The sequence below is a fragment of the Citrobacter sp. Cf118 genome, from assembly GCF_030334095.1.
GTDB lineage: Bacteria > Pseudomonadota > Gammaproteobacteria > Enterobacterales > Enterobacteriaceae > Citrobacter > Citrobacter freundii.
Genome location: NZ_JAOWES010000087.1, coordinates 757,863 through 783,998, shown reverse-complemented (window position 1 = coordinate 783,998; position 26,136 = coordinate 757,863). Strand labels below are relative to the sequence as shown.

The window sequence follows — 26,136 nt, the reverse complement described above, 5'->3', positions numbered from 1 at the left end:
AACCCTTATGTGTACATTATTAAAGCGTTTTTTTAGTATCAGCTTGTGCAGCATTTCTCTTTTTACCCTCCCCGCAATGGCGCAACAAATCTCAACCGGCGGGGTTATTCATTTTCGCGGTGCAATAGTTGAATCACCTTGCGATGTTAACGCTCGGCAGCAGCAAATTGAATTGTCATGTATGCGCGACGGCACCATCCGTAATAGTCTCTACAGTCAGCAACAGGTCGCGACTGCCCCTCAAAATGTGCAGCAAATTGCCACAGTCAAAATGCACTATCTCAATGAACAGAAAAACATGGCAATTCTTAACATTGAATATAAATGAATCATTCCGGCGTACATATGCACACGTTTGGTTAAAAAGTGAGATTTCCGGGAAAACCCTGCTGTACACTTAACAAATAGTGTTTGGTCAGGGGAAACTTATGCAATCACGTGTTCATGTGTTACATGGCGATATTACGACGATCGCTGTTGATGTGATTGTCAACGCGGCGAATCCATCGCTATTGGGCGGAGGTGGCGTCGATGGAGCGATTCATCGCGCTGCAGGGCCTGCGTTGCTGGCGGCCTGCAAACAGGTTATCCAGCAACAGGGCGAATGCCCAACCGGTCATGCGGTTATCACCCTGGCGGGAAACTTGCCCGCCAGGGCGGTGATCCACAGCGTGGGGCCCGTATGGCAGGGTGGCGATCATCATGAAGCTGAACGCCTCGAAGAGGCTTACTTTAATAGCTTGCAACTGGCCTTAGCCAATGGCTATCAGTCCATTGCTTTTCCGGCGATTAGCACCGGGGCTTATGGTTATCCCCGCGCTGCAGCGGCAGAGATCGCGGTTAAAACGGTGTTGAAATTTATCACCCGACGTGCGCTTCCCGATCAAATATACTTCGTGTGCTTTGATGAAGAAAACGCTCGGCTATACAAGAGATTACTTACCCAGCAAGGCGATGAACGCACGGACTGATATGACGCGACTTGAGCGTGCCATCACGCCACTTTGTGAAAACCACCCGGGAGAATGCGGCATTTTGACGTTGGATGACAGCCTGGATGCATTTGCTGCTCGCTATCGGTTGACGGAAATGGCGGAACGTACCCTGGATGTTCAGTATTACATCTGGGAAAGCGACATGTCCGGGCTATTACTATTTTCCGTTTTGCTGGCCGCGGCGAAGCGGGGCGTCCGGGTGCGTTTGTTGCTGGATGATAACAACACGCCAGGTCTGGATGACACGCTGCGTTTGCTGGACAATCACCCTAATATAGAAATCCGTCTGTTTAATCCCTTTTCCTTTCGTATCCTGCGTGCACTAGGCTATTTAACCGATTTTGCCCGGTTGAATCGACGTATGCACAATAAAAGTTATACCGCTGACGGCGTCGTAACTCTCGTGGGCGGGCGAAATATCGGCGATGCCTATTTTGGCACAGGCGAACAACCGCTGTTTTCCGATCTGGATGTTATGGCTATCGGGCCGGTGGTCCAGGATGTTGCTGACGACTTTGAGCGTTACTGGCACTGCCGCTCGGTTTCAACATTGCAAAATGTACTTGAGGTGGCTGAGCCAGCTTCAACGCAAAAAATCGAACTTCCAGAATCCTGGTATAACGATGACGTCACGCGTCGCTATCTACATAAGCTGGAAACCAGCCAGTTTATGACCCACCTCGATCAGAGATCACTACCGCTGATTTGGGCGAGAACTCGCTTGCTGAGTGATGATCCCGCAAAAGGAGAGGGGAAAGCGCCGCGCCACTCACTATTACCGCAGCGTTTGTTTGACGTGATGGGATCTCCCACCGAGCGTATTGATATTATTTCCGCCTACTTTGTACCAACTCGCGCCGGTGTGGCGCAGCTCCTGAGACTGGTGAGAAAAGGCGTTAAGATCGCGATTTTAACTAATTCTCTGGCGGCGAATGATGTCGCAGTAGTTCACGCAGGCTATGCACGCTGGCGAAAAAAGCTCTTGCGCTACGGTGTGGAGTTATACGAGCTCAAACCAACCCGCGATCGCGTTTCAGCAGTACATGACCGGGGATTAACCGGTAATTCAGGCTCCAGCCTGCATGCGAAAACCTTCAGTATTGACGGTCGTAAAGTGTTTATCGGCTCGCTTAATTTTGATCCCCGTTCAACGCTGCTCAATACGGAAATGGGGTTTGTGATTGAGAGTGAAGTACTGGCCGAGTTGATTCATAAACGTTTTATGCAAAGCCAGCGTGAAATGGCCTGGCAACTACGTCTTGATCGGTGGGGAAGAATCAATTGGGTCGACAGACTTTCTGGCAGTGAACAGGTACTGAAAAAAGAACCCGCCACAGGATTCTGGAAGCGGGTTCTGGTAAAGCTGGCGTCCGTGTTACCCATTGAGTGGTTGCTCTGAACCACACAATGATTGACGGAAAACTAACCGGCCACGGCCTTGTTTTTATCCTGCCTGACGGGTGGTTTACCCGAAAAGAGAAACTTCAGCACCGGGATCCGTAAATGGATTTCGTACAGTATTACCGCAATCCCGACTACAAACAGTAGACCGCAGAGAAAACCCAGCAAATTCGACTTGATATGCGGTGTGATGTAAGCGCCAAAAAACAGCGTTAACGGATGATGCACCAGATAGATAAACAGAGATGCGTTGACAAAATAGGTTACGCGGGCTGACTGGAAATTCAGCAAACGGTGACCAAGTGAAAAGACGACGTTCACCATCCACAGGCCCATGACCATGGTAATAACATATTCGGTTTCATACATCCAGGCATCGCCGTTGCCGTAACGTTGATTGAGCAGGTATGCGACAAATGCGCATGCGGCGCCCAGCGTGCAGCCGCGCGATGGCGTGGTAAACAGCGCTTTCAGATTAGGATTGATAAACGCCAGCGCACCGAGCATAAAGAAAGGCACATAAAACAACGTTTGCATAACGATAAAATTAAACATGCCATCGCTGAGAATCGAAGGGTAGAGGATGAAAATCGTTCTTCTGACGGCGGCATAACCGAAACCCAGCACTGCAAAAATCAGCGTTAACTTCGTCATTGACACCGCAGGCGCGCTGCCGACGTCTCTTTGCGTCAATCTGTGTTTCATCTGGGTAAACACCCACATGCTCAGGGTCGTTAACACCACGAGAACCAGTAAAAACCACAGATGGGAAATCAGCTCCCAGGCCAGCGCGTTGTATTTATCGTAGCCGCTGAGGGTATGCCAGCTGTCTGCTTTCCCTTTCACGTATTGCAGCATGATAAATTGCGGCAGCGTAAGCAGTGGAATCGCGGTCAGCATAGGGATCCCCACGCGTTCTACACGCACTTTCCACCAGCGCTTTAACGGATAGCGTAGAAATAGCATGTAGGAAAAATAACCCGAAATGACAAAGAAGACTTGCATGCGAAAAGCATGGATAAAGTCATTGAACAAGGTCAACCACCACGATGGTTCTGCGCTGTTCACGTGCCATGTGTGGGTGGAGTAGATCAATGAAATATGAAACGGGATCCCTAACAACATTAGCCAGGCACGGATGGAGTCAAGAAAATATTCGCGTGGTGGTGATACAGAGCTCATAGACAGTTATGTATTCTCAGACTTTTCGTCTTATCCCTAAGACGAATAATGGTTACATTCGAGGGCAACCCTACACGAAGTCTAACAACCTGTCTCCAGGATAAGCACGCAAAGTGAAAACAGGCAGACGAACCTGCTTAAACCATGAGCCAGCGCGCGAACAATACAGGGATTCAGTTGTCGGAATACCCGATTATCCATTAAAATGGATCGGATCAATATAAGCACACAAAGGGGGAAGTGCTTACTAATTATGAAACATAAACTACAAATGATGAAAATGCGTTGGTTGGGTGCAGCAGTCATGTTAACGCTGTACACATCATCAAGCTGGGCATTCAGCATTGATGATGTTGCAAAACAAGCTCAATCCTTAGCCGATAAAGGCTATGAGGCGCCAAAAAGTAACTTGCCCTCCGTTTTCCGCGACATGAAATATGCGGATTATCAGCAGATCCAGTTTAATCGCGATAAAGCCTACTGGAGCAATCTCAAGACCCCATTTAAGCTCGAGTTCTACCACCAGGGTATGTACTTCGACACGCCGGTCAAAATCAACGAAGTGACCGCTACTGCGGTGAAAAGAATCAAATACAGCCCGGATTACTTTAATTTCGGCGATGTTCAGCATGATAAAGACACGGTAAAAGATCTCGGTTTCGCCGGGTTCAAAGTGCTGTATCCGATCAACAGCAAAGATAAAAACGACGAAATCGTCAGCATGCTCGGTGCCAGCTATTTCCGTGTTCTGGGTGCAGGCCAGGTCTACGGCCTTTCTGCGCGCGGTCTCGCGATTGATACCGCTCTGCCTTCTGGTGAAGAATTTCCCCGCTTTCGTGAGTTTTGGATCGAGCGTCCGAAACCAACTGATAAACGTTTAACCATTTATGCCTTACTGGATTCTCCGCGTGCTACCGGAGCGTATCGCTTTGTCATCATTCCTGGTCGTGACACGGTAGTCGATGTTCAGTCCAAAGTTTATCTGCGCGACAAAGTGGGCAAACTTGGCGTGGCACCGTTAACCAGTATGTTCCTGTATGGACCTAACCAGCCTTCTCCGACGACTAACTATCGTCCAGAACTGCATGACTCTAACGGTTTGTCCATCCACGCTGGCAACGGCGAATGGATTTGGCGTCCGCTGAATAACCCGAAACATCTCGCGGTGAGCAGCTTTGCTATGGAAAATCCGCAAGGTTTCGGTCTGTTGCAGCGTGGCCGTCAGTTCTCGCGTTTTGAAGACATCGACGATCGTTACGATCTGCGCCCGAGCGCCTGGATCACGCCAAAAGGCGATTGGGGCAAAGGTAAGATTGAGTTAGTTGAAATTCCAACTAACGATGAAACGAACGATAACATCGTTGCGTACTGGACCCCGGATCAACTGCCTGAAGCCGGTAAAGAAATGAACTTTAAATATACCCTGACATTCACGCGTGATGAAGACAAGCTTCATGCGCCTGATAACGCCTGGGTACAGCAGACACGTCGTTCTACCGGTGATGTTAAACAGTCCAATCTCATTCGTCAGCCTGACGGTACCATCGCGTTTGTGGTGGACTTTTCCGGCACCGATATGAAAAAGCTGCCGCAGGATACGCCGGTTACCGCGCAAACCAGTATTGGTGACAACGGTGAAATCGTTGAAAACACCGTGCGCTACAACCCGGTCACTAAAGGTTGGCGTTTGGTATTGCGCGTGAAAGTGAAAGACGTGAAGAAAACCACTGAAATGCGTGCTGCCCTGGTCAATGCCGATCAGACGCTGAGTGAAACCTGGAGCTACCAGTTACCTGCCAATGAATAAGACAACTGAGTATATTGACGCAATGCCGCTTTCGGATATCGAAAAAGCGGCACTGCCGAAAACTGACATCCGCGCTGTTCATCAGGCGCTGGATGCTGAGCATCGTACGTACTCGCGCGAAGATGATTCACCGCAGGGTTCTGTAAAAGCTCGTCTTGAGCAAGCATGGCCGGATTCTCTGGCTAAAGAGCAGTTGGTTAAGGACGATGAGGGGCGCGATCAGCTACAGGCGATGCCAAAAGCAACGCGTACCTCTATGTTCCCCGATCCCTGGCGTACCAACCCGGTTGGCCGTTTTTGGGATCGTCTGCGTGGGCGCGATGTGACTCCGCGTTATCTTTCGCGTTTGACCAAAGAAGAACAAGAGAGCGAGCAAAAATGGCGTACCGTAGGCACCATCCGCCGCTATACGTTGTTGATCTTAACGCTGGCGCAAACGGTCGTTGCAACCTGGTATATGAAGACGATCCTTCCTTATCAGGGGTGGGCATTCATTAATCCTGCAGACATGATGGGGCAGGATTTGTGGGTCTCCTTTATGCAACTGCTGCCCTACATGCTCCAGACCGGCATTCTTATTTTGTTTGCCGTACTTTTCTGTTGGGTATCAGCGGGGTTCTGGACCGCGCTGATGGGCTTCCTGCAATTGCTGATTGGACGGGATAAGTACAGTATCTCGGCCTCAACGGTCGGGGATGAACCGTTGAATCCTGAACACCGTACGGCGTTGATTATGCCTATCTGTAACGAGGACGTTGATCGCGTATTCGCGGGACTTCGCGCCACGTGGGAGTCGGTCAAAGCAACGGGCAACGCTGAGCATTTCGATGTTTATATTCTGAGCGACAGCTACAATCCAGATATCTGCGTGGCAGAACAAAAAGCGTGGATGGAGCTGATTGCCGAAGTGCAGGGCGAAGGACAGATTTTCTACCGCCGTCGTCGTCGTCGCGTGAAGCGTAAAAGCGGCAACATTGATGACTTCTGCCGTCGCTGGGGAAATCAGTACAGCTACATGGTTGTGCTGGATGCGGACTCAGTGATGAGCGGTGACTGTCTGAGCGGCCTGGTGCGCCTGATGGAAGCGAATCCGAATGCCGGGATTATCCAGTCTTCACCGAAGGCTTCCGGTATGGATACGCTGTATGCGCGCTGCCAACAGTTTGCGACCCGTGTTTATGGGCCGCTGTTTACCGCCGGGCTTCACTTCTGGCAGTTAGGCGAATCGCACTACTGGGGCCACAACGCAATTATCCGCGTGAAGCCGTTTATCGAGCACTGTGCGCTCGCGCCGTTACCGGGCGAAGGTTCGTTTGCGGGATCGATTCTCTCCCATGACTTCGTGGAAGCGGCCTTGATGCGTCGCGCTGGCTGGGGCGTGTGGATTGCCTACGATCTACCGGGCTCTTATGAAGAGCTACCGCCGAACCTGCTGGATGAACTCAAGCGTGACCGTCGCTGGTGCCACGGCAACTTGATGAACTTCCGTCTGTTCCTGGTTAAGGGGATGCACCCGGTTCACCGTGCGGTGTTCCTGACTGGTGTGATGTCCTATCTGTCCGCGCCGCTGTGGTTTATGTTCCTCGCGCTCTCTACCGCATTGCAGGTGGTGCATGCGTTGACGGAACCGCAGTACTTCCTGCAACCGCGTCAGCTATTCCCGGTATGGCCGCAATGGCGACCTGAACTGGCGATCGCGCTGTTTGCTTCAACGATGGTGCTGTTGTTCCTGCCGAAGTTGCTGAGTATTTTGCTCATCTGGTGTAAAGGGACGAAAGAGTACGGCGGGTTTATCCGCGTTACGCTATCGCTGCTGCTGGAGGTTCTGTTCTCCGTGCTGCTGGCACCGGTGCGCATGCTGTTCCATACCGTCTTCGTCGTGAGCGCTTTCCTCGGTTGGGAAGTGGTGTGGAATTCGCCGCAGCGCGATGACGATTCCACCCCGTGGGGTGAAGCATTTATGCGTCACGGTTCTCAGTTACTGTTGGGGCTGGTGTGGGCTGTGGGTATGGCCTGGCTGGATCTGCGTTTCCTGTTCTGGCTGGCACCGATTGTCTTCTCGCTGATCCTGTCGCCGTTTGTTTCAGTGATTTCCAGCCGTTCCACGGTGGGGTTACGTACCAAGCGCTGGAAGCTGTTCCTGATCCCGGAAGAGTATTCCCCGCCGCAGGTGCTGGTGGATACCGATACTTATCTGGTGATGAACCGTAAACGTACGCTGGACGATGGCTTTATGCATGCGGTGTTTAACCCGTCGTTTAACGCACTGGCCACGGCCATGGCGACTGCACGCCACCGCGCCAGCAACGTGCTGGAGATTGCACGCGATCGTCATGTGGAACAGGCGCTGAACGAAACGCCGGAGAAACTGAATCGCGATCGCCGCCTTGTATTGTTGAGCGATCCGGTGACCATGGCACGTTTACATTATCGCGTCTGGAATTCACCTGATAAGTATTCTTCGTGGGTGAACTACTATCAGGGGTTGACTCTGAACCCGTTGGCGCTCAGGAAAAAATAAGCGTTCTGTAACGTGAAAATACCGGCCTGGTGCCGGTATTTTTTTATATTGAATAGAATGAGTCGTGAGGTAGCAGGTGCGAATATTGGCTGTAGGAATAATGATCTTCTTCCTGAGCGGATGCGGCAGCATTATTAGTCGTACCATCCCAGGGCAAGGACACGGAAATCAATACTATCCTGGCGTGCAATGGGATGTTCGGGACTCCGCATGGCGCTACGTCACTATCCTCGATCTGCCTTTTTCGCTGGTGTTTGATACGTTGCTGCTACCGCTCGACATACATCATGGACCTTACGAGTAATTATCGCTCATCCCATTCATCGGCTGCGGTCTGCCCCTCTTCGGTATCAAGGGGAGGTTCCAGCTGGAATTCACCTTCATCCCATTCGTGAAGCGTATTTTCTTCCTGCCACTCCTGGCGGATTTCAATTTCATCATAGTCGCCATCAAAAACGCTCTGAGCCGCTTCTCCGCTCAGCATTGGTAGACATTCACCATCTACATCATCCTCGTCAGCAAAGAATTCCGCCTGCCACATAATGTCGCCATCCTGTAGCACGTATTTTTGGATGCTTAGCTGTTGAACGCTGGCGTCGTCTGACTCGAGGTCAGGGTTATCAGCCAGAAACACTTCACGAGCCGCATCAATAGCCTCTTCCAACGTGGCATAAAAATTCATGTCATTCTTTGCCATATTTCTTCTCCTAAGGCGAACAATAAAGGGGGATGATTCAATCTATAGACGGCGATCCGCAGAGCGTCAAACCCGTTAGCTTCGTGGTTAACTCAATCAGATGATTACTGCCTGCAATGCCAATGAGAGCAGGTGAAAGTAACCTCGGTAGTTTATGAAAAAATTTACATTGGCAGATACTGAAGCCGACGTAATATCAGGAAAAAAATTCAAGAAAAAAGAGTAATGTATGTGGTTTGCAATGCAGTAATGAAAATCAAATAAATAAAAGTTGGCGTTATATTAGAAAATCTTCAGTTTTAAACACCAATTTTTATGTGTTTTAGAGGGGGACTGCGAACGTTTATGAATTAATATTGCATAACTCAATCAAAATAAAGGAGAAAATTAATGCCCAATACGGAAGTGTTGCAGAGGTAATCAATGAAAGTGGCTAAACTTAGTGGTGTCTCTGGAAGTGACAAAGTGTCTTTTGCGTATAGGAGTTGTGAATGGTGCGAGTGATACTGGAATAGTATACATAATAAAAGATTATTAATGACAAAGGTTATAAATCTATAAGAAACCATTAAATAAGAAATGAATTAATGTTATTGAAATTGTGCGGGTATAATAGTTTGCAAAATCTTATGCTTTATTATATAAAATGCAAAATTAAGAATTACCTTAAGGTTGTTATGGATAACTATAATTCAAATAATGGAAGGTTAATGGCTTTCTATATAATCTGTTTGGCTAGCTATGTTCTTGGCGGTTTGTGTCTTACACAATTTAAATTAACGATGCAAAGTGTCCCGCAAACAGTATATCTGATTATAATTGTAGGGTTGTTCTTTTTATATGGAATAATTTTCCTGTTTATGTTATTTCAGTATCTTTGTAGAAAAGATCTCACCTGCCTCATGATATTAGGCATGGCGTTTCTTGGCAATAACATATTTTTCGTCGAGACTATCTACATCGTTCAGGACTTGATTAATGATCATGCATCAATCGAAAAAAGAACTAACGATATAGCTATATTTTATTACTTTCGGCAGATTAGTTTCATCGCTCTGCTATTTGTTTCATTGAAATCTTATAAAATATCCTCGACAGTTATTGAAACCAAAGAAAGAGAACCTTGCTATATCGTTCTGTCTTTTTTAATCATGCTTGTTATCGCGGTGATGGCGCACACTCTGGCCAGTTACAACCCTAATTTTACACTCGAGATAACAAGCCTGAAGCCTGATAATGTCACGGTGCACTGGCATATTGGGTACATTTATTCGCTTATTATATCCTGGGGGCTGGTCCTGTTGTATTTAATCATAAAAACCAGAACGCACAACATCTTGTGGAAAAGTATAGGGCTACTGTGTTGCTCAGCAATATTGACCAATGTACTACTTCTGAGCCTGGATGAATATAGCATGTATATTTGGTATGTTAGCCGGGGAATTGAGGTGATAAGTGCCCTGTGTATAATCTCAATACTGATGTACAACACCTTCATCATCTTAAAAAAAGAAACGGATTCAGCTATTAAAGACGCAATGACTAAAATATATAATCGTAAACTATTCTATAAGTCATTAAAAGCATCATTAGCAAAAGGTGCAGTGTGTGTAATGGTTCTGGATATTGATAAATTCAAACGGATTAACGATACCTACGGTCATCAGGAAGGTGACAGAGTAATAATCAGCATTGTCGATATTATCAATAAATCAATCAGAGATACGGATATTTTTGCCAGAGTCGGTGGCGAAGAATTTGCGATCCTTCTTAAGTGTAACGATCAAGATGAGGCAATTGTTGTTGCAGAACGAATTAGGCGAAATGTCGAGAATGGTACGACAATACCAAATTCATATGAGTTAAAAGAAAAAATGACGATAAGTATCGGAGTATATTGCAGTAAAATTGATGATGAATCAGCGGATAAAGTTGTTTCATATGCTGATGCCGCTTTGTATGAAGCCAAAAATTCTGGCAGAAATAAAGTGTGTTACTATTATCATTAAGACTGAAATATATGTCATGTGAGATAAATTTTTATTCTGAAGCTGCGAATATAAATATATAAATCATCCCACGACCTTTGTACTCCGACGACGGCGCAGGCTATTCCACGAGTACAGGGCGTTGAACAGTACGACTCCTGCGGTCACACAGAATACAGCACGAAAACCGTAGTTGGCGGATATCGCTGCCCCCATTAGAGGTCCTGTTACGTTACCAATGTCGCGAAATGACTGGTTATAACTGAAAATACGTCCAGCTATTTGATTAGTCGAGTTATAGACCAGCAGCGTTTGTACCGCCGGGAGCAGAGCGCCGTCGGCCGCCCCCAATAAAAAGCGCAGAATACCAAGCTGCCAGGGCGTCTGGACAAATGACATTGGAATTAGCAGTAACACGGAAACGATCAGCGCGACGATCAGGATCTTCTCCGGGCCAATCCTATCGCCTAATTTGCCAAGTTTAGGGGCACTGATTAATGCCGCAACGCCAGGGACAGAGGCTATCATCCCACTGATGAACGCAATATTGCTGACGTTGCCAGCCAACTCTCGAACGTACAGTGTCAGTATTGGCGCGATAGAACCGGTGGCTACCTGAATGATCAAAGTGGTGACAAACAGGCTCAGCACCAGTTTGGGGTTCTTTAAAGAGGCCACGACTTCACGAATGTGCAGCATTTCCTTCTTGCTCACCGGCTGGAAACGCTCGCGGATAAAAAATAGCGTCAGGATGAAGCAGACCAACAGCACGCTGGCGGTAATGAAAAATACGGGGCGCAGTCCGTACTGATCCGCGAGGAGGCCGCCCGCTAGCGGCCCGAGCAGTGCGCCACTAACGCCACCGGTGGAAAGCGTTCCCAGTGCCCAGCCGCTTTTATTGCGTGGAACCTGGGTGGCGATCAGTGCATTCGCATTGGGGATGAATCCACCAAGCAGCCCCAACAAGGCGCGCAGGATCAAGAACTGCCAGATATTTTGCGCCAGTCCCATCAGCAGCATCACAACAGCCATACCCAACGCAGAGCGTAGCAGCATGATTTTTCGCCCCTTGCGATCGGCAAGGCCACCCCAGAAAGGAGAGGCGATGGCGGAAAAAAGAAAGGTGATGCTGAAGACCAGGCCTGACCACATATTCAGTGCGCTATGTCCCGTGACGCCGAGACTCTCGACGTAAAGTGGCAAAAAGGGCATGACCAGGCTAAATGCTGCGCCGGTTAAAAAACAACCTAACCAGGCAACAGTGAGGTTGCGTTTCCAGTTTATGGGAGCATCTGAGGGTGACATAGCGTTCCGCAGTGTGGCGCGCTGTTTGCGCTATCGATTGAATATAAGTAAGCAGGCTAATTATGCGCCTGGTAGATAGTTGCTGCAATGCGGATAGCAGTTAAACCTAAAGCAGGCAGGGAAGGTGTTGCAGCCCACAGGGCTGCAACAGTGTTTTAGTACAGGGAAGGAGAACCTTCAGGGCGCGTCTTGAAGCGACGATGCAGCCACATATACTGCTCTGGCGCCATCATGATGCATTGCTCAACAATTTTGTTCATCCACGCGGCAGTGGTCTCTGCGTCGTCCAAAGGCGGTGAACACTCCGGAGGCAGCATAATCAATTGATACCCTTTACCGTCAGGTTTGCGGCGAGGAACGAACGGTACCAGGCAGGCATTGGACATGCGCGAAAGCATCCAGGTCCCAGAGGTTGTTGCGGCTTGTTCAACGGCAAAAAGTGGTACAAACACACTGGCACGAGGGCCGTAATCGTGATCCGGCGCGTACCAGACCACTTCGCCCTTTTTCAACGCTTTAATCATCCCTTTCAGGTCTTTACGATCGAGCATTGATTTATTCGAGCGCATACGGCCCCAGGTTTGTAGCCAGTCGAGAAGCGGGTTGTCGTTAGGGCGATACACACCAATACCCGGTTCCTGCAAACCAAACTGACGCGCACCCAGTTCCAGAGTCAGAAAGTGCAGACCCACTAACAAGATCCCGCGTTTTTGCGCCTGAACGTCACGGATATGTTCCATCCCGATCACTTCAGTCCAGCGTGAAATACGCTTATCGGACCAAAACCAGGCCATTCCGGTTTCCATTACGCCCATGCCCACGGATTCGAAGTTCTTGACGACCATCTGCTGGCGTTCCTGCTCACTCATCTGCGGGAAGCACAGTTCCAGATTTCGGGAAACAATTTTTGCCCGACGTTTCATCAAACGTAGCGCCAGTCGACCTAATGCACAGCCCAACTTAAAGAGGATGGGGTAGGGTAACTGCACGATTAACCAAAGGATGCCAATACCCAGCCAGGTTAACCAATAACGTGGATGCAGTAACGCAGCCGAAAACTTGGGTAAATTCGTCATGTCTATCCTGTTTTCAAACGACCAATTCCCTGTATTGTCGCATTTTTTCGCGCGTATCAAAAATTTGTGACGGGAGAACGGTGATTAATTCCGCAATTGTTGTTGCAACTTTATAGTGAAGTATGAAATGTAGCGTAAAATGTGTGGATGTAAATTGGCGATGTTTGCTTTATTATGCCGCCGATTTTCATTTATTCCCTATTTGCAGGATACGTACACCATGCCAGTGTTACACAACCGCATTTCGAACGACGCCCTCAAAGCCAAAATGCTGGCCGAGACCGAGCCGCGTACGACGATCTCATTCTATAAATATTTCACCATTGCCAATCCTCAGCACACGCGTGATGCACTGTACCAGATGTTCACCGCATTGAACGTCTTCGGGCGAGTATATCTTGCCCATGAAGGAATTAATGCGCAAATCAGCGTACCGCAAAGCAACGTCGAGGCATTTCGCCAGCAACTCTATGTGTTTGATCCTGCATTGAACGATTTACGTCTGAATATTGCGCTGGATGATGACGGTAAATCGTTCTGGGTACTGCGTATGAAAGTCCGTGAACGTATCGTGGCGGATGGTATCGACGATCCAGACTTTGACGCCAGCAATGTGGGGGATTATCTCAAGGCAGCAGAGGTGAATGCCATGCTTGACGATCCTGAAGCGGTATTCATTGATATGCGCAACCATTATGAATATGAGGTGGGTCACTTCGAGAATGCGCTGGAGATCCCGGCAGACACATTCCGCGATCAGCTGCCGAAAGCGGTTGAAATGATGCAGGCGCATAAAGATAAAAAAATCGTGATGTACTGCACGGGTGGGATCCGCTGTGAGAAAGCTAGCGCCTGGATGAAACACAATGGATTTAGCAAAGTCTGGCACATTGAGGGCGGTATTATTGAGTATGCCCGCAAGGCGCGTGAGCAGGGACTTCCGGTGCGTTTTGTCGGTAAGAACTTTGTCTTTGATGAGCGCATGGGCGAAAGGATCTCTGAAGATATTATCGCACATTGTCATCAGTGCGGCACGGCGTGCGATAGCCATACTAATTGCAAAAATGATGGCTGCCATCTGTTGTTTATTCAGTGCCCGGCTTGTGCGCAGAAATATAAAGGCTGCTGTAGCGAGCTGTGTAGCGAAGAGAGTGAGTTGCCGGAAGAGGAACAACGGCGTCGTCGCGCTGGGCGTGAAAATGGCAATAAAATCTTTAATAAATCACGTGGTCAACTGAATACCAAACTGGGTATTCCAGACCCTGCGCAATAACATGATTCCGGATGAGGGGCAGAACCTCATCCGGCAATTCATGCGTTACTTCTGTTGAACACCTTCCACTGAGATGATTAAATCGACTTCCTGCGACGCCGGACCGAGATCGGTGGTGATGTTGAAATCCTTCAGCTTAATCTTACCTTGCGCTTCAAAACCAGCGCGCGTACCGCCCCAAGGATCGCCGCCCTGACCGATGAGCTTCGCATCCAGCGTAACCGGTTTGGTAACGCCGTTCAGGGTCAAATTACCGGTGATATCCAGGTCATTACCTTCTTTCTTCACGCTGGTGGAGCTGAAGGTCGCCTGCGGGAATTTCGCTACGTTAAGGAAATCTGCGCTGCGCAGATGCTTGTCACGTTCTGCGTGATTAGTGTCAACGCTGTTGGTGTTGATGGTTACGTTAACCTTATCGGCTGCGGGATTTTTCTCATCAAAGGTAAACGTACCGTCGAAATCTTTAAATGTGCCATACAGCCAGCTGTAACCCAGATGCTGAATACGGAAATTAACAAAGGCATGCTGTCCTTCCTTGTCAATTTTGTAATCTGCCGCCACGGCCGACCCGGTGGTGAATAACAGAGAGGCGAGTGTAAGTCCCAGCAGGTTTTTTTTCATTTTAAGCTCCATAGTCAGATGACGATTTTCCCAACATGCGATTGAGGGTATCGTCGTTATCAATAAAGTGATGTTTCAGGGCCATCAGTCCGTGCAGTAGGGATAAAATCACCACGGTCCACGCAAGCCACAGGTGCAAGCTACCGGCGAGGTCGGCCTGAGCACCTGCGTTGGCAACGGTGGCTGGAATGTCGAACCAACCAAAGACGCTTATCGCTTTGCCATCTGCGGTGGAAATTAGATATCCGCTAATGGCAATCGAAAAGAGCAGCAAATAAAGTGCGAGGTGACCCATTGCCGCTGCGATGCGGGTTAAACGGGAGTAGCTTGCCAACGCAGCAGGCGGAGGGGAGAACAACCGCCAGATAACGCGGATAACCAGTCCCATCATGAGTAGGATGCCGATGCTTTTATGCAGTTCAGGGGCCTGGTGATACCAGCCGTCATAGTAGCTAAGCGTGACCATCCATAAGCCCAAGGCGAACATGCCATATACAGCAATTGCAACCAGCCAATGTAATGTGGCTGACACTACGCCATAGCGCTGTGGACTATTTTTGAATTGCATAAGCACACCGATTTATATTTCAGAAGTGAATGAAAATGGCGTGTAAAAGACATTAATGCAACTAATAAATAACAATGATGATGATATTTGTTTTTTGTTCAGTAAAGTTGACTGATTATTGAATTAATCATCAAGGGATTAGTGTGAAAATAGGTGGGAGTGCTTGGTTTATGGGTGGTTATGATTTTTATTATTATTCAGTTTATTGCAATGAAATTAAGCTAATTTAAATTTTTGTCAATTATTGTCAGCGCACAGGAATCAGAAAAACATAATATATATTACATCCATAATGGCCAGCAGCGACCATAAAATAATGTAGAGCATAAGATGCTCGCGAATATTATTAACCAGATAGTGAAAGATACGGCGCATTGACGTTATTCCTGTCATTAAAAATGGCCTCACCGTCGAGGCCATTCATTTATTATCACTTAAAACGGCTTAGCCTGAAGGGGGTCAGGTCAAAGTCAGACGGTTTGTCCTGAGCGAAGTTTGCCGCAATCTCTCCCAGAACAGAGGCAAACTTAAAGCCATGTCCGCTCAGCCCGGTAATGATTAGCGTGTTGTCGTGCGCTGGCAGAGTATCGATAATAAAGTCTTCATCCGGTGAATTATCGTAAGTGCAGGACGCGCCGTGCAGGCAGCAGCCAACGCCCGGCAGAATTGTGCGCAGGAATGGGAAGGCTTCAGAACCATCGCTGGCTACAGCGGCAAATGGCTTACGCTCATCAGCAGAGTGAATGACTTGTCCGCCGTTGTGCTTACCAATTTTCAGCTCGTCGTTTTCTGCCGGGAAACCGTAGTATTGATCACCATTTGGCAGCTCGCCGGTGAAGGCTGGGAAGTTATTTTTAACGCTGTAGCGCCCATCGGCCTGATACCAGGCGAACACTTTGCGCACCGGTTGTATCGGTAGTTCAGGGACTAAAGCCTGCACCCAGGTACCGGCGCTGATCACTGCTTTTTTCGCGTGGTAGTCACCGTCAGCCGTTTCTACCGTGATGCCATCATCACCGTGATGAATTGCGCTGACCGGGCATTTAAACAGTTGCGCACAGCCTGCTTCTTCCGCCAGACGGATCCAGGTTTTAATTGCTAACTCACTGCGTAAAAAACCGGACTCCGCTTCAAACAGACCGATATAGTTGTCAGGTACACGAATCTCTGGCCAGCGCGCCATGATGGCTGCCGCATCCAGTTGTTCAACGTTGAGTTGCCACTGTTTGGCGCTTTGCGCTGCAGTCGCTAAGAAGGTGGACTCTGCCGGACCGAGGTTGATAACACCGGAGCGAACAAAAATCGGTTCTTCATTATGGGTGGATAGTTCATCCCACAATGTTTGCGCACGTAGCACTAGCGGAACGTATTTTTCACCTTCGCCATAAGCATGACGAATTAATCGAGTGTCGCCGTGGTGGCTGCCCTGCTGATGCGGAGGCATATGTGCATCGATCATCAGAACCTTCAGACCGGCACGAGTGGCATAGTATCCAGCTGCGGCGCCTACTGAACCGCTGCCAATAATGATTAAGTCGTATTTCATCCGCTTCTCTCTGCAATCGCGATAGTAGCAGGTTAAATAACTGACCCGGAATATTCAACCTGGAAATAAGAAAGGCACCGTTAAGGTGCCTTTTGATGGTTGGATGTATCAGGTTCAATGTCGCTGATACTCATTTACCTGGTAATCGCCAGATTCAATTTTGGCGATTCCTGCTTCTAATATCGAAATAAATTGCCTGGCAACATCAGTGGTTAACCAGAGCGTTTGACCAACTTCAGTCCCATCCGGGTCAGGGCGATTCGGGGTCTGGTAGTGCAAACGCAGCATCAGCGCATCGTAGCTATCAACAGTGCTGATGTCCCACCCTACAAGCGGATGAGTCTGAATGACTTCATTATTCTTTTCCATCATGCCCCCTAATTCGTGTTACTAGACAACGGTTTTCGAGGTTCAATGCGTTTTTTTCTGAAGCAACTTCAGTATATCAATAAATAAGGGTATTCATTGAAAATTTAAAGAGGGAAGGGCATAAATTTTTTGTTTTCAGCGTTATCTGACTAAGAAACCAACATGTTATTCATTTTTTTTTAGTATGTTGCACAATTATTTTGTTGTTTTGGTTAAAATATAATCGGTGGGTTAATATTAAATTAAATACTCGTCAGAAGAAATGCGCGATTGATTACAGGATAGTGTGTATAAAAAAGCCGGGGCGACCCGGCAAACAAACATCACTGCATATCATTATTTATTCGTTGATGAACCAGTCATCCGCGCTTTCCCAGGTTTCCTGTAGGATCTCGCTGATGCGTTCTTTGTCCTCTTTAGTCGCGCCAATAACCGACAAATTGTTTGCGCCGGCATAACGGACGGTAACGTTACCTTCGTTATCCGGAAAATGGTGCTGAATACGGCGGGAGAGTTCACCTGCCAGTGCGTCAATTGCACCGGCAGGTAAAGGTGAAGTTTTGGCAATAGTGACTTCAATACGCATAGTAGCCCCCTGTGGAATATACTGTTTATTTATACAGTTATTCGCATCGATTGGCTACACTTTTTTTAGCTTTTTACTGACCAGCGTACCGTTTCGCCACCCAGGAAAGGCACCAGCGTATCGTCTTCCAGTGCAATGCTCTCAGGAACCAGGTGCTCCATGCGTTCCAGCTCAATAAAGGTCTCATTTACCGGCAAGCCATAGAACTGTGGGCCGTTGAGTGAGCAGAAGGCTTCGAAATGGTCCAGCGCATTCATCTCTTCAAACACGGTGGCATAGCTGCCCAGCGCGGTCGGTGCATTAAAACAGCCCGCACAGCCACAGCTTGACTCTTTGCGATGACGCGCGTGCGGCGCTGAGTCGGTACCGAGGAATGCGCGCTTAAACCCGCTGGCAACCAGTTCACGCAGCGCCTGTTGGTGGACGTTACGTTTGAGGATTGGCAGGCAATACAGGTGAGGGCGAATCCCGCCAACCAGCATGTGGTTGCGGTTAAACATCAGGTGCTGTGGCGTAATGGTCGCAGCCAAAAGTTCGTTACCATCACGCACGTATTCGGCAGCATCTTTGGTGGTGATATGCTCGAACACCACTTTCAGCGAGGTCAAACGCTGACGCAGAGGTTCCATCACCGTTTCAATAAAGCGCGCTTCGCGATCGAAAATATCGATATCTGCATGCGTGACTTCGCCGTGCACCAGCAGTGGCATACCCAATTTTTCCATCCGCTCCAGCACCGGCATGATGGCGTCAATAGAGGTTACGCCATGCGTCGAGTTGGTGGTGGCATTGGCTGGATAGAGTTTTGCCGCGGTGAATACGCCTTCGTTGAATCCACGTTCCAGCTCGTTGGGATCCAGCGTATCCGTTAAGTAGCAGGTCATTAATGGCGTGAAGTCGTGTCCGGCAGGTACCGCGTCAAGAATGCGCTGGCGATAAGCGATAGCCGCGTCAACCGTGGTGACGGGCGGTGCCAGGTTCGGCATGACAATGGCGCGGCCATAAACTTCACTGGTATAGGGCACGACAGTTTTTAACATGTCGCCATCGCGAAAGTGAAGATGCCAGTCGTCTGGGCGGCGGATCTTTAAAACCTGGGATGGTGCAGTCATCAATATGCTCCGGCTGAGGATAGTCTTTTTTGCCGGAAACAAAGGATAAGCGGAAACGTTTTCGTTTGCACGAAAAAAAAGGGCGCATCAGCGCCCTCAGTTTTATTAGTCGGTGAACGGGATGATGATTTCACCCGGTTTCACCTCAATACCTTTCGCCAGTTTTTTCGCCAGCGCTTCACCCTGGCTGCTGTCATCCTTCAGAATGTACGCTGGTTGCTGGTTGAAATAATTACGCAGCGATTGATTTAAATACGGCATCAGCGTTTGCAGTACTGACTGCATTTTTTCTGGCGTGACGGTGGCGTCGACGACTTCCATCTCTTGCAGATAAATCGCGCCTTTTTCTTTATTGAAAACCGGTAAGGCTTTCAGCTTCAGCTTCATGGTCGCTTTCTGACTGCCAAACAGGGAGTTCATGTCCAGGTTGGCATCGCCGGTCAGGGTTACTTTGTTTGGCTCTTCACGACCAATCTGGCTGGCGAGATTATTCAGTACGATATGTGCTTCAGCAACGCCGGGCAAACCGATGTCTTTTGAAAAGTTATTATGCTTTGCCAGGGCTTGATTAATTTCTTGCTCGCTAACCGTGTATTGCGTGAGTTGATTACAACCAACCAACAGGCCGCTGACAATCAGTGCAGCGGCAAAAAAAAACTTTTTCATGGGGTTCCTCAACATGATGCATGTGGTGTAATCGTGACACAAAGCATCATCGAGTACCAGCGCCCCGGACGCCAGCAGAAAAAACTGAAAAGTGCCCGGACGCAGGTTCGGCTATCAGGCGTCTGGCTCCAGCATACCTCGCGTTGGGCGTTTGAGACTGAATTGCCAGCCCAGCGCCAGGAAGGTGATGAAGCCAATAATACCGAGCATCATCCAGGGCAGCTCAGGCTGTGCCAGGGCCTTGCCCATGTCAAACAGCCAGCCGCCGCCGACATAGCCAATTGCGCCGCCGATGGCGAGTCCCAGTCGGCTGAAGCCCATATAGCTTCCTCTGGCCCGCGCATTCGCCAGCGAGGCGCTCAGAGTTTCACGCGCCGGTTCGGCGATGATCGAGCCAATATAGAACGTGCAGATCAGGGTGAACAACTGCTGTAAATTCCCGACCAGGCCAATGGGCATCATACTTAGAGACATCACCAGCAGGCCCGCCATCAGACGATGTTCAAGGCGAAAGCGTTTTTCACTCCAGCGGGCAATCGGGTACAGCAGCGTTAAAGAGAGACATGCCTCAATGGCATACATCCATTTCACGGCGGCTGGTGAGCCAGCGATGTCGTTCACCATGATGGGCAGCATCAGCATCACCTGTACCGCCAGCATGTAATAGCCCGCCAGCGTCAGCACATAGGTGACAAAGCGCTTGTCATGCATCACGTGGCTCATCCCTTCGCGCACCGGAATTTTCACCGTCGACAGCTTCCATGCCGGGAGCAGCCAGGCGTTAAACGCCGCGCACAGAACGAACAAAATTGCGCCGGTGGCACATACCAGACGGAAATCGTATTGCAATAACCAACTGCCGAGTAACGCGCCGACCACGGCCCCGGCGCTATCCTGCATCATCAGAATAGAGAAAAAACGCCCGCGCTTTTCCGGGCGGATCAGCTTGACTACCAGCGCCGAACGGGGAGGGTCGAACAGCGTGCCACCCAGCCCGGAAAGAAAGCAGGAAAACCACAGCAGCCACGGTTCATGCGCAATGCCCATGGTGGCGAACCCGGCTGCGCGCATCAGCATGCCGGTGACGATCATCGGTTTGGCGCCGAAACGGTCAGCAATAGCACCGCCGAAAATACCCAACCCCTGCTGAATAAATTGACGTAATCCAAGCGCGATACCGACCATCACGGCGGCCCAGCCCATTTGGTCGACGAAACGAATTGAGATCAGCGGGAAAACGACGAAGAAACCCAGCACGACCAGCATATTATCGATGAGAAGGAAGTATTTACCCAGGTTCCTTGCCTGCGAGACTTGCGACATTTCCCCTCCAGGGAAAAACTCGTCACTCTGGATAGAGTTTAAAAGATAAGCACCTCCTATTCTGCGGTGTCGTCATCGCTTTTCCCACCCTTCGCGGGACAATATTTTTTTATCAAAAGTCCGTCTTGATAGAGAGTTTTCATCAAAATGTGTGAATAATTCAAAAAATGGCATTTTGCTCTTTTCACAGGGTGTATTCGCACAGGTATAGTAATGCGAATAGCGTATTGAAGACGTTACGGGAAGGAGTAGGTATAGAATGTTTGGCTATCGCAGTAACGTGCCAAAAGTGCGCTTAACCACGGACCGCCTGGTCGTGCGTTTAGTGCATGAGCGTGATGCCTGGCGTCTGGCAGATTATTACGCAGAAAATCGTCATTTCTTAAAACCCTGGGAACCTATTCGCGATGAAAGCCACTGCTATCCGTCCGGCTGGCAGGCGCGTCTCGGCATGATCTCTGAGTTTCATAAACAGGGCACCGCTTATTATTTTGCGCTGCTCGATCCGGACGAAAAAGAGATTATCGGCGTTGCGAACTTCTCAAACGTAGTGCGGGGATCCTTCCATGCCTGTTATCTCGGCTACTCCATTGCGCAGAAATGGCAGGGGCAGGGGCTAATGTATGAAGCCTTAACTTCGGCCATCCGTTATATGCAGCGCACGCAGCATATTCACCGCATTATGGCTAACTACATGCCACATAATAAGCGCAGCGGTGACCTGTTGGCGCGACTGGGTTTTGAAAAAGAAGGGTATGCCAAAGACTACCTGCTGATTGACGGGCAGTGGCGCGATCACGTGCTGACGGCGTTGACCACATCAGAATGGATCCCCGGCCGCTAAGTTTAAGATGCAGCCATGATTAATGGAGAAGACGATGAAATACGAATTAACCGCCACCGAAGCACGAGTGATTGGCTGTTTATTAGAAAAACAAGTGACAACGCCGGAACAGTACCCACTCTCCGTTAATGGAGTCGTAACAGCCTGCAATCAAAAAACAAATCGTGAACCGGTGATGAACCTGTCGGAATCGGACGTGCAGGAGCAGTTGGATAACCTGGTTAAGCGACATTTTCTGCGCACGGTGAGCGGCTTTGGCAATCGTGTCACGAAATATGAGCAGCGTTTCTGCAACTCTGAATTTGGCAATCTGAAGCTTAGTGCCGCAGAGGTGGCCGTAATCACTACACTGCTGCTGAGGGGCGCTCAGACGCCTGGTGAATTGCGTAGTCGCGCATCCCGTATGTACGAATTCAGCGATATGGCCGAAGTGGAATCGACACTGGAAAATCTGGCAACCCGGGAAGATGGGCCTTATGTGATCCGCCTGGCGCGCGAGCCGGGCAAACGTGAAAGTCGCTATATGCACCTGTTTTGCGGTGAGGTTGATGGAGCCATTGCCGCGGCAGATCAACTCCCTGCAGCCTCGGGTGATCTGCAGGCTCGCGTGGAAATGCTGGAAACGGAGGTCGCAGAACTTAAGCAGCGACTTGATTCATTGCTGGCGCACCTGGGAGACTAACGTGAATAAATTACGTATCGGCGTTGTCGGCCTTGGCGGTATTGCACAAAAGGCCTGGCTACCCGTGCTGGGCACCTCCGCGGACTGGACGCTGCAAGGCGCCTTTTCACCTTCGCGCGATAAAGCACAGCGTATCTGTGATACCTGGCGGATACCCTACGTGGATTCACTGATGAATCTGGCGCAAACCTGCGACGCGGTTTTCGTCCATTCCAGCACCGCGACGCACTATGCGGTCGTCAGTGAATTGCTGAATGCCGGAGTTCACGTGTGTGTGGATAAGCCGCTGGCGGAAAACCTGCGTGAGGCTGAGCAACTGGTGGAACTGGCCGCGCGGAAAAAACTCACGCTGATGGTCGGGTTTAACCGCCGGTTTGCACCGCTGTACCAGGATCTCAAAACCCAGTTGAGCACCGCAGCGTCTGTACGTATGGATAAGCACCGTACGGATAGCGTTGGGCCGCACGATCTGCGTTTCACTTTGCTGGACGACTATCTGCACGTAGTCGATACCGCATTGTGGCTGGCGGGAGGGCAGGCGCAGTTAAATAACGGCACGCTTCTGACCAATGAATCTGGTGCGATGCTTTACGCCGAGCACCATTTTTCTACCGGTCAAATGCAGATAACGACCAGTATGCATCGCCGTGCCGGTAGCCAGCGTGAGAGCGTGCAGGCGGTGACGGACGGTGGCCTGATTGACGTAATTGATATGCGGGAATGGCGGGAAGAGCGTGGGCAAGGTGTTGTTCATAAGCCGATAGCGGGCTGGCAAACGACCTTAGAACAGCGTGGTTTTGCCGGATGTGCGCGTCATTTCATTGAGTGCGTGCAAAATCAGACGGTTCCCCAGACGGCAGGCGAGCAGGCGCTACTGGCCCAGCGTGTTGTTGAAAAGCTGTGGCGGGAGGCGATGGCTGAATAACCCCCTGTAACATCTGGCGGTAGTAATTCATTGTAATCCAGGTACTATATGCCCACTCAAAATAACACCTCTTTTCAACCATAGGCTGATTTGTCGGCCTGATAAGGCGCTACGGTGTCGCCATCAGGCACAGCAAAAGTGTCGGATGGCGGCGAAAATGCCTTATCCGACCTACGGGCAGGTTTGTCGGGGTTTTGCCTCAGAGTCTGGAATACAACATAGATGAATTTATTAAAGTCGCTGGCAGCCGTCAGCTCGATGACGATGTTTTCACGAGTGCTGGGTTTTGCGCGTGATGCGATTGTCGCCAGAATCTTTGGTGCAGGGATGGCGACAGATGCCTTTTTTGTGGCATTCAAACTTCCTAACCTGCTACGCCGAATTTTTGCCGAAGGCGCATTTTCGCAGGCGTTTGTGCCGATTCTTGCTGAGTACAAAAGCAAGCAGGGGGAAGATGCTACCCGCGTGTTTGTTGCCTACGTTTCCGGACTGTTGACGCTGGCGCTGGCTGTGGTGACGGTAGCCGGGATGTTGGCTGCGCCATGGGTGATTTTAGTTACCGCGCCGGGGTTTGCCGACACAGCGGATAAATTTGCGCTGACCACTCAACTGCTGCGGATCACTTTTCCCTATATTCTACTGATTTCACTGGCCTCACTGGTTGGCGCGATCCTTAACACCTGGAACCGCTTTTCTATTCCTGCGTTTGCCCCGACTTTTCTGAATATCAGCATGATCGGTTTCGCGCTGTTTGCGGCCCCTTATTTTCATCCGCCAGTGCTGGCGCTGGCGTGGGCCGTTACCGTGGGTGGCGTGCTACAGCTGATTTACCAGCTTCCGCATCTGAAGAAAATTGGCATGCTGGTACTGCCGCGTGTGAACTTCCGCGATGCGGGGGCGATGCGCGTCGTCAAGCAGATGGGCCCGGCGATCCTTGGGGTATCAGTCAGCCAGATTTCACTGATCATCAATACGATTTTCGCCTCGTTTCTGGCCTCTGGCTCAGTTTCGTGGATGTACTATGCCGACCGTCTGATGGAGTTTCCGTCCGGTGTGCTTGGCGTAGCGCTGGGGACTATCCTGCTGCCATCGCTGTCAAAAAGCTTTTCCAGCGGTAATCATGATGAGTATTGTCGCCTGATGGACTGGGGCCTGCGCTTGTGTTTCCTGTTGGCATTACCGAGTGCCGTAGCGTTGGGTATTCTGGCCAAACCGCTGACGGTGTCTCTGTTCCAGTACGGTAAATTTACTGCCTTTGATGCTGCGATGACCCAGCGTGCGCTGGTGGCGTATTCGGTAGGTTTGATTGGCTTGATCGTGGTGAAAGTGTTGGCTCCGGGCTTTTACTCGCGCCAGGATATAAAAACGCCAGTGAAGATTGCCATTGTGACGCTGATTATGACCCAGGTGATGAACCTGGCCTTTATCGGGCCGTTAAAGCATGCCGGGCTGTCGCTGTCGATTGGTCTTGCCGCGTGTCTGAACGCTTCACTGCTGTACTGGCAGTTGCGTAAGCAGAAAATCTTCACCCCGCAACCGGGCTGGACCTGGTTCCTGGCGCGACTGGTGATTTCCGTGTTGGTGATGTCGGCGGTGCTGGTTGGGATGCTCTACATCATGCCAGATTGGTCACAGGGAACGATGTTGTGGCGCCTACTGCGTCTGATCGCTGTCGTGGTGGCAGGTATTGCTGCTTACTTCGCAGCACTCGCTGTACTGGGCTTTAAAGTAAAAGAGTTTGTGCGTCGGACGGCGTAAAGAATCAATGCCGGATGGCGGCATAACGCCGTATCCGGCCTACAAAAAGCGTAGGCCTGATAAGCAAAACGTTATCAGGCTTGCATCAGATAGAGAATTTTTTCCCGCCGCGGTGCGCAGCAGAAGTTTGACCGTTTGCGCCATACAACGCCGGTTCCTGGTGCGGTTTCAGCACTTGTATTGCTTGTTGATTACGCTCGATCTGCCCTTCCAGCAGCCAACCGTTGTGCTGGTTGAGGTCGCGTAAGTGCTGCGTTTTCTTGGTGATAGTCTGCCAGCGTTCAGCAATCTCATCATTGGCGCTGCGCGTGGCGTCATGCTCCAGGCGGCGCTGTTGCTCAAGATAATCAAGGGTTGCCAGCAGCGAGCTTTTTTCTTCTGTAATACGCTGTAGCTGGCTGCCATTGATATGCCCTGCGGAAAGCTGCTGCTGTTCAGCATCCATTACCGTTTTCAGGTCATTGAGGACAGTCGTCATCTGGTCAAGTATTTCTGACAAACGAGTCATACTTTATTTACTCTGTAGGTAGCTCTGCGCCTCGCGAATCAGCGAGTCGGCAATTTTTCCGGTATCCATTTTCAATTCACCGTTACGGATTGCGGTTTTCAGTGCTTCCACGCGTTCCATATTGATGTCATTGGTGCCGGGCTGCATCAGTTTGGCCTGGGCGTCGCTCAGCATGACGCTGGTGCTGGTGGTCGCGGTGGTTTTTTCCTTCTGCGCTTTTTGTACCGGCGCATCGCTGGTTTCACGCGGCTGAACGGTGCTTACTGGCTTCAATGGTGAGGTACGATCAATGCTCATTTTATTTTTCCTCATCGAGGGGTTACGCTATAGCGGCCCGCTGTAATCATTGGTTGTTTATCTATCGGCACACGCTAAAAAATCTT

The 26,136-nt window shown here is 49.7% G+C and carries 27 protein-coding genes; 12 read left to right on the top strand and 15 right to left on the bottom strand.

The annotated features are described in order from the left end of the window. Positions 1-7: 7 nt before the first annotated feature. The 3 genes from OGX67_RS19095 to OGX67_RS19085 all read left to right on the top strand — a co-directional run bounded on the left by OGX67_RS19095 (position 8) and on the right by OGX67_RS19085 (position 2,394). Positions 8-328 (top strand): YmdA family protein, encoded by a 321-nt coding sequence (locus OGX67_RS19095; RefSeq protein WP_257651997.1) that lies wholly within the window; start codon positions 8-10, stop codon positions 326-328. Positions 329-428: 100 nt separating this feature from the next. Further along, positions 429-971, top strand: coding sequence for an O-acetyl-ADP-ribose deacetylase (gene ymdB, locus OGX67_RS19090; RefSeq protein WP_204583754.1), 543 nt, complete (start codon positions 429-431; stop codon positions 969-971). Next, positions 907-2,394: a phospholipase D family protein gene (locus tag OGX67_RS19085; protein WP_268043815.1), complete on the top strand. Its 1,488-nt coding sequence runs from the start codon at positions 907-909 to the stop codon at positions 2,392-2,394. The genes ymdB and OGX67_RS19085 overlap by 65 nt, the downstream gene beginning before the upstream one ends. Positions 2,395-2,417: 23 nt before the next feature. On the opposite strand, the gene mdoC is transcribed toward OGX67_RS19085, so the two are convergent. After that, complete coding sequence (gene mdoC, locus OGX67_RS19080; RefSeq protein ID WP_204583752.1) at positions 2,418-3,578, bottom strand: glucans biosynthesis protein MdoC; 1,161 nt, start codon at positions 3,576-3,578, stop codon at positions 2,418-2,420. 271 nt (positions 3,579-3,849) lie between these two features. On the opposite strand from mdoC, the gene mdoG reads away from it, so the two are divergent. The 3 genes from mdoG (at position 3,850) to OGX67_RS19065 (ending at position 8,210) form a co-directional block, all read left to right on the top strand. After that, a complete protein-coding gene (mdoG, locus tag OGX67_RS19075) occupies positions 3,850-5,385 on the top strand; it encodes a glucans biosynthesis protein MdoG (protein WP_003836790.1) in 1,536 nt (511 codons plus the stop codon). Then, a complete protein-coding gene (mdoH, locus tag OGX67_RS19070; protein ID WP_003036122.1) occupies positions 5,378-7,906 on the top strand; it encodes a glucans biosynthesis glucosyltransferase MdoH in 2,529 nt (842 codons plus the stop codon). Before mdoG ends, mdoH begins: the two co-directional genes overlap by 8 nt. A gap of 76 nt (positions 7,907-7,982) precedes the next feature. After that, on the top strand, positions 7,983-8,210 hold the full coding sequence (locus tag OGX67_RS19065; protein WP_003832117.1) for a YceK/YidQ family lipoprotein: 228 nt from the start codon (positions 7,983-7,985) through the stop codon (positions 8,208-8,210). Here OGX67_RS19065 and OGX67_RS19060 read toward each other — a convergent pair whose 3' ends face one another. After that, a complete protein-coding gene (locus tag OGX67_RS19060) occupies positions 8,211-8,588 on the bottom strand; it encodes a MysB family protein (protein WP_032936472.1) in 378 nt (125 codons plus the stop codon). 692 nt (positions 8,589-9,280) lie between these two features. On the opposite strand from OGX67_RS19060, the gene OGX67_RS19055 reads away from it, so the two are divergent. Next, positions 9,281-10,612: a sensor domain-containing diguanylate cyclase gene (locus OGX67_RS19055; protein WP_175542012.1), complete on the top strand. Its 1,332-nt coding sequence runs from the start codon at positions 9,281-9,283 to the stop codon at positions 10,610-10,612. 63 nt (positions 10,613-10,675) lie between these two features. Here the strand turns inward: OGX67_RS19055 and mdtG are convergent, their stop codons facing one another. After that, positions 10,676-11,896 (bottom strand): multidrug efflux MFS transporter MdtG, encoded by a 1,221-nt coding sequence (mdtG, locus tag OGX67_RS19050; RefSeq protein WP_257651999.1) that lies wholly within the window; start codon positions 11,894-11,896, stop codon positions 10,676-10,678. 155 nt (positions 11,897-12,051) lie between these two features. After that, positions 12,052-12,972, bottom strand: a complete 921-nt coding sequence (locus OGX67_RS19045; protein ID WP_003036136.1) for a Kdo(2)-lipid IV(A) acyltransferase — start codon at positions 12,970-12,972, stop codon at positions 12,052-12,054. 220 nt (positions 12,973-13,192) lie between these two features. Between OGX67_RS19045 and trhO the strand changes: the two genes are divergently transcribed. Then, positions 13,193-14,245 carry an oxygen-dependent tRNA uridine(34) hydroxylase TrhO gene (gene trhO / locus OGX67_RS19040; protein WP_204583748.1) on the top strand — a complete coding sequence of 351 codons (1,053 nt, stop codon included), beginning with the start codon at positions 13,193-13,195 and terminating at the stop codon, positions 14,243-14,245. 45 nt (positions 14,246-14,290) lie between these two features. On the opposite strand, the gene OGX67_RS19035 is transcribed toward trhO, so the two are convergent. From OGX67_RS19035 to mdtH, 9 genes are all read right to left on the bottom strand, one after another. After that, positions 14,291-14,866, bottom strand: coding sequence for a YceI family protein (locus OGX67_RS19035; protein ID WP_003832130.1), 576 nt, complete (start codon positions 14,864-14,866; stop codon positions 14,291-14,293). Between the two features lies 1 nt (position 14,867). Further along, a complete protein-coding gene (locus tag OGX67_RS19030; RefSeq protein ID WP_061547850.1) occupies positions 14,868-15,434 on the bottom strand; it encodes a cytochrome b in 567 nt (188 codons plus the stop codon). Between the two features lie 261 nt (positions 15,435-15,695). Next, positions 15,696-15,809 carry a YceO family protein gene (locus tag OGX67_RS19025; RefSeq protein WP_003036148.1) on the bottom strand — a complete coding sequence of 38 codons (114 nt, stop codon included), beginning with the start codon at positions 15,807-15,809 and terminating at the stop codon, positions 15,696-15,698. A gap of 55 nt (positions 15,810-15,864) precedes the next feature. Next, entirely contained in the window at positions 15,865-16,980 is a 1,116-nt protein-coding gene (gene solA, locus OGX67_RS19020; RefSeq protein ID WP_003836779.1) for an N-methyl-L-tryptophan oxidase, read from the bottom strand. Between the two features lie 114 nt (positions 16,981-17,094). Further along, a complete protein-coding gene (gene bssS, locus OGX67_RS19015; RefSeq protein ID WP_003036154.1) occupies positions 17,095-17,349 on the bottom strand; it encodes a biofilm formation regulator BssS in 255 nt (84 codons plus the stop codon). Between the two features lie 340 nt (positions 17,350-17,689). Next, positions 17,690-17,935, bottom strand: coding sequence for a DNA damage-inducible protein I (gene dinI / locus OGX67_RS19010; protein ID WP_003036157.1), 246 nt, complete (start codon positions 17,933-17,935; stop codon positions 17,690-17,692). Positions 17,936-18,000: 65 nt separating this feature from the next. Next, on the bottom strand, positions 18,001-19,047 hold the full coding sequence (pyrC, locus tag OGX67_RS19005; protein ID WP_199998406.1) for a dihydroorotase: 1,047 nt from the start codon (positions 19,045-19,047) through the stop codon (positions 18,001-18,003). 105 nt (positions 19,048-19,152) lie between these two features. After that, positions 19,153-19,713 (bottom strand): lipoprotein, encoded by a 561-nt coding sequence (locus OGX67_RS19000; protein WP_003036163.1) that lies wholly within the window; start codon positions 19,711-19,713, stop codon positions 19,153-19,155. Between the two features lie 114 nt (positions 19,714-19,827). Continuing rightward, positions 19,828-21,036 (bottom strand): multidrug efflux MFS transporter MdtH, encoded by a 1,209-nt coding sequence (mdtH, locus tag OGX67_RS18995; protein WP_003036166.1) that lies wholly within the window; start codon positions 21,034-21,036, stop codon positions 19,828-19,830. A 259-nt stretch (positions 21,037-21,295) separates the two neighbouring features. On the opposite strand from mdtH, the gene rimJ reads away from it, so the two are divergent. The 4 genes from rimJ to murJ all read left to right on the top strand — a co-directional run bounded on the left by rimJ (position 21,296) and on the right by murJ (position 25,245). Beyond that, complete coding sequence (rimJ, locus tag OGX67_RS18990; protein WP_257652000.1) at positions 21,296-21,880, top strand: ribosomal protein S5-alanine N-acetyltransferase; 585 nt, start codon at positions 21,296-21,298, stop codon at positions 21,878-21,880. Between the two features lie 34 nt (positions 21,881-21,914). After that, a complete protein-coding gene (locus tag OGX67_RS18985; protein ID WP_032936214.1) occupies positions 21,915-22,562 on the top strand; it encodes a YceH family protein in 648 nt (215 codons plus the stop codon). Position 22,563: 1 nt separating this feature from the next. Next, on the top strand, positions 22,564-23,487 hold the full coding sequence (locus OGX67_RS18980) for a Gfo/Idh/MocA family protein (RefSeq protein ID WP_204583746.1): 924 nt from the start codon (positions 22,564-22,566) through the stop codon (positions 23,485-23,487). A 222-nt stretch (positions 23,488-23,709) separates the two neighbouring features. Then, entirely contained in the window at positions 23,710-25,245 is a 1,536-nt protein-coding gene (gene murJ, locus OGX67_RS18975) for a murein biosynthesis integral membrane protein MurJ (RefSeq protein WP_268043832.1), read from the top strand. Positions 25,246-25,330: 85 nt separating this feature from the next. Here the strand turns inward: murJ and flgN are convergent, their stop codons facing one another. Together flgN and flgM are read right to left on the bottom strand one after the other, a co-directional pair. Continuing rightward, on the bottom strand, positions 25,331-25,753 hold the full coding sequence (gene flgN / locus OGX67_RS18970) for a flagella biosynthesis chaperone FlgN (protein ID WP_003036178.1): 423 nt from the start codon (positions 25,751-25,753) through the stop codon (positions 25,331-25,333). A gap of 3 nt (positions 25,754-25,756) precedes the next feature. Beyond that, positions 25,757-26,050 (bottom strand): flagellar biosynthesis anti-sigma factor FlgM, encoded by a 294-nt coding sequence (gene flgM / locus OGX67_RS18965; protein ID WP_003036183.1) that lies wholly within the window; start codon positions 26,048-26,050, stop codon positions 25,757-25,759. Positions 26,051-26,136 lie beyond the last annotated feature (86 nt).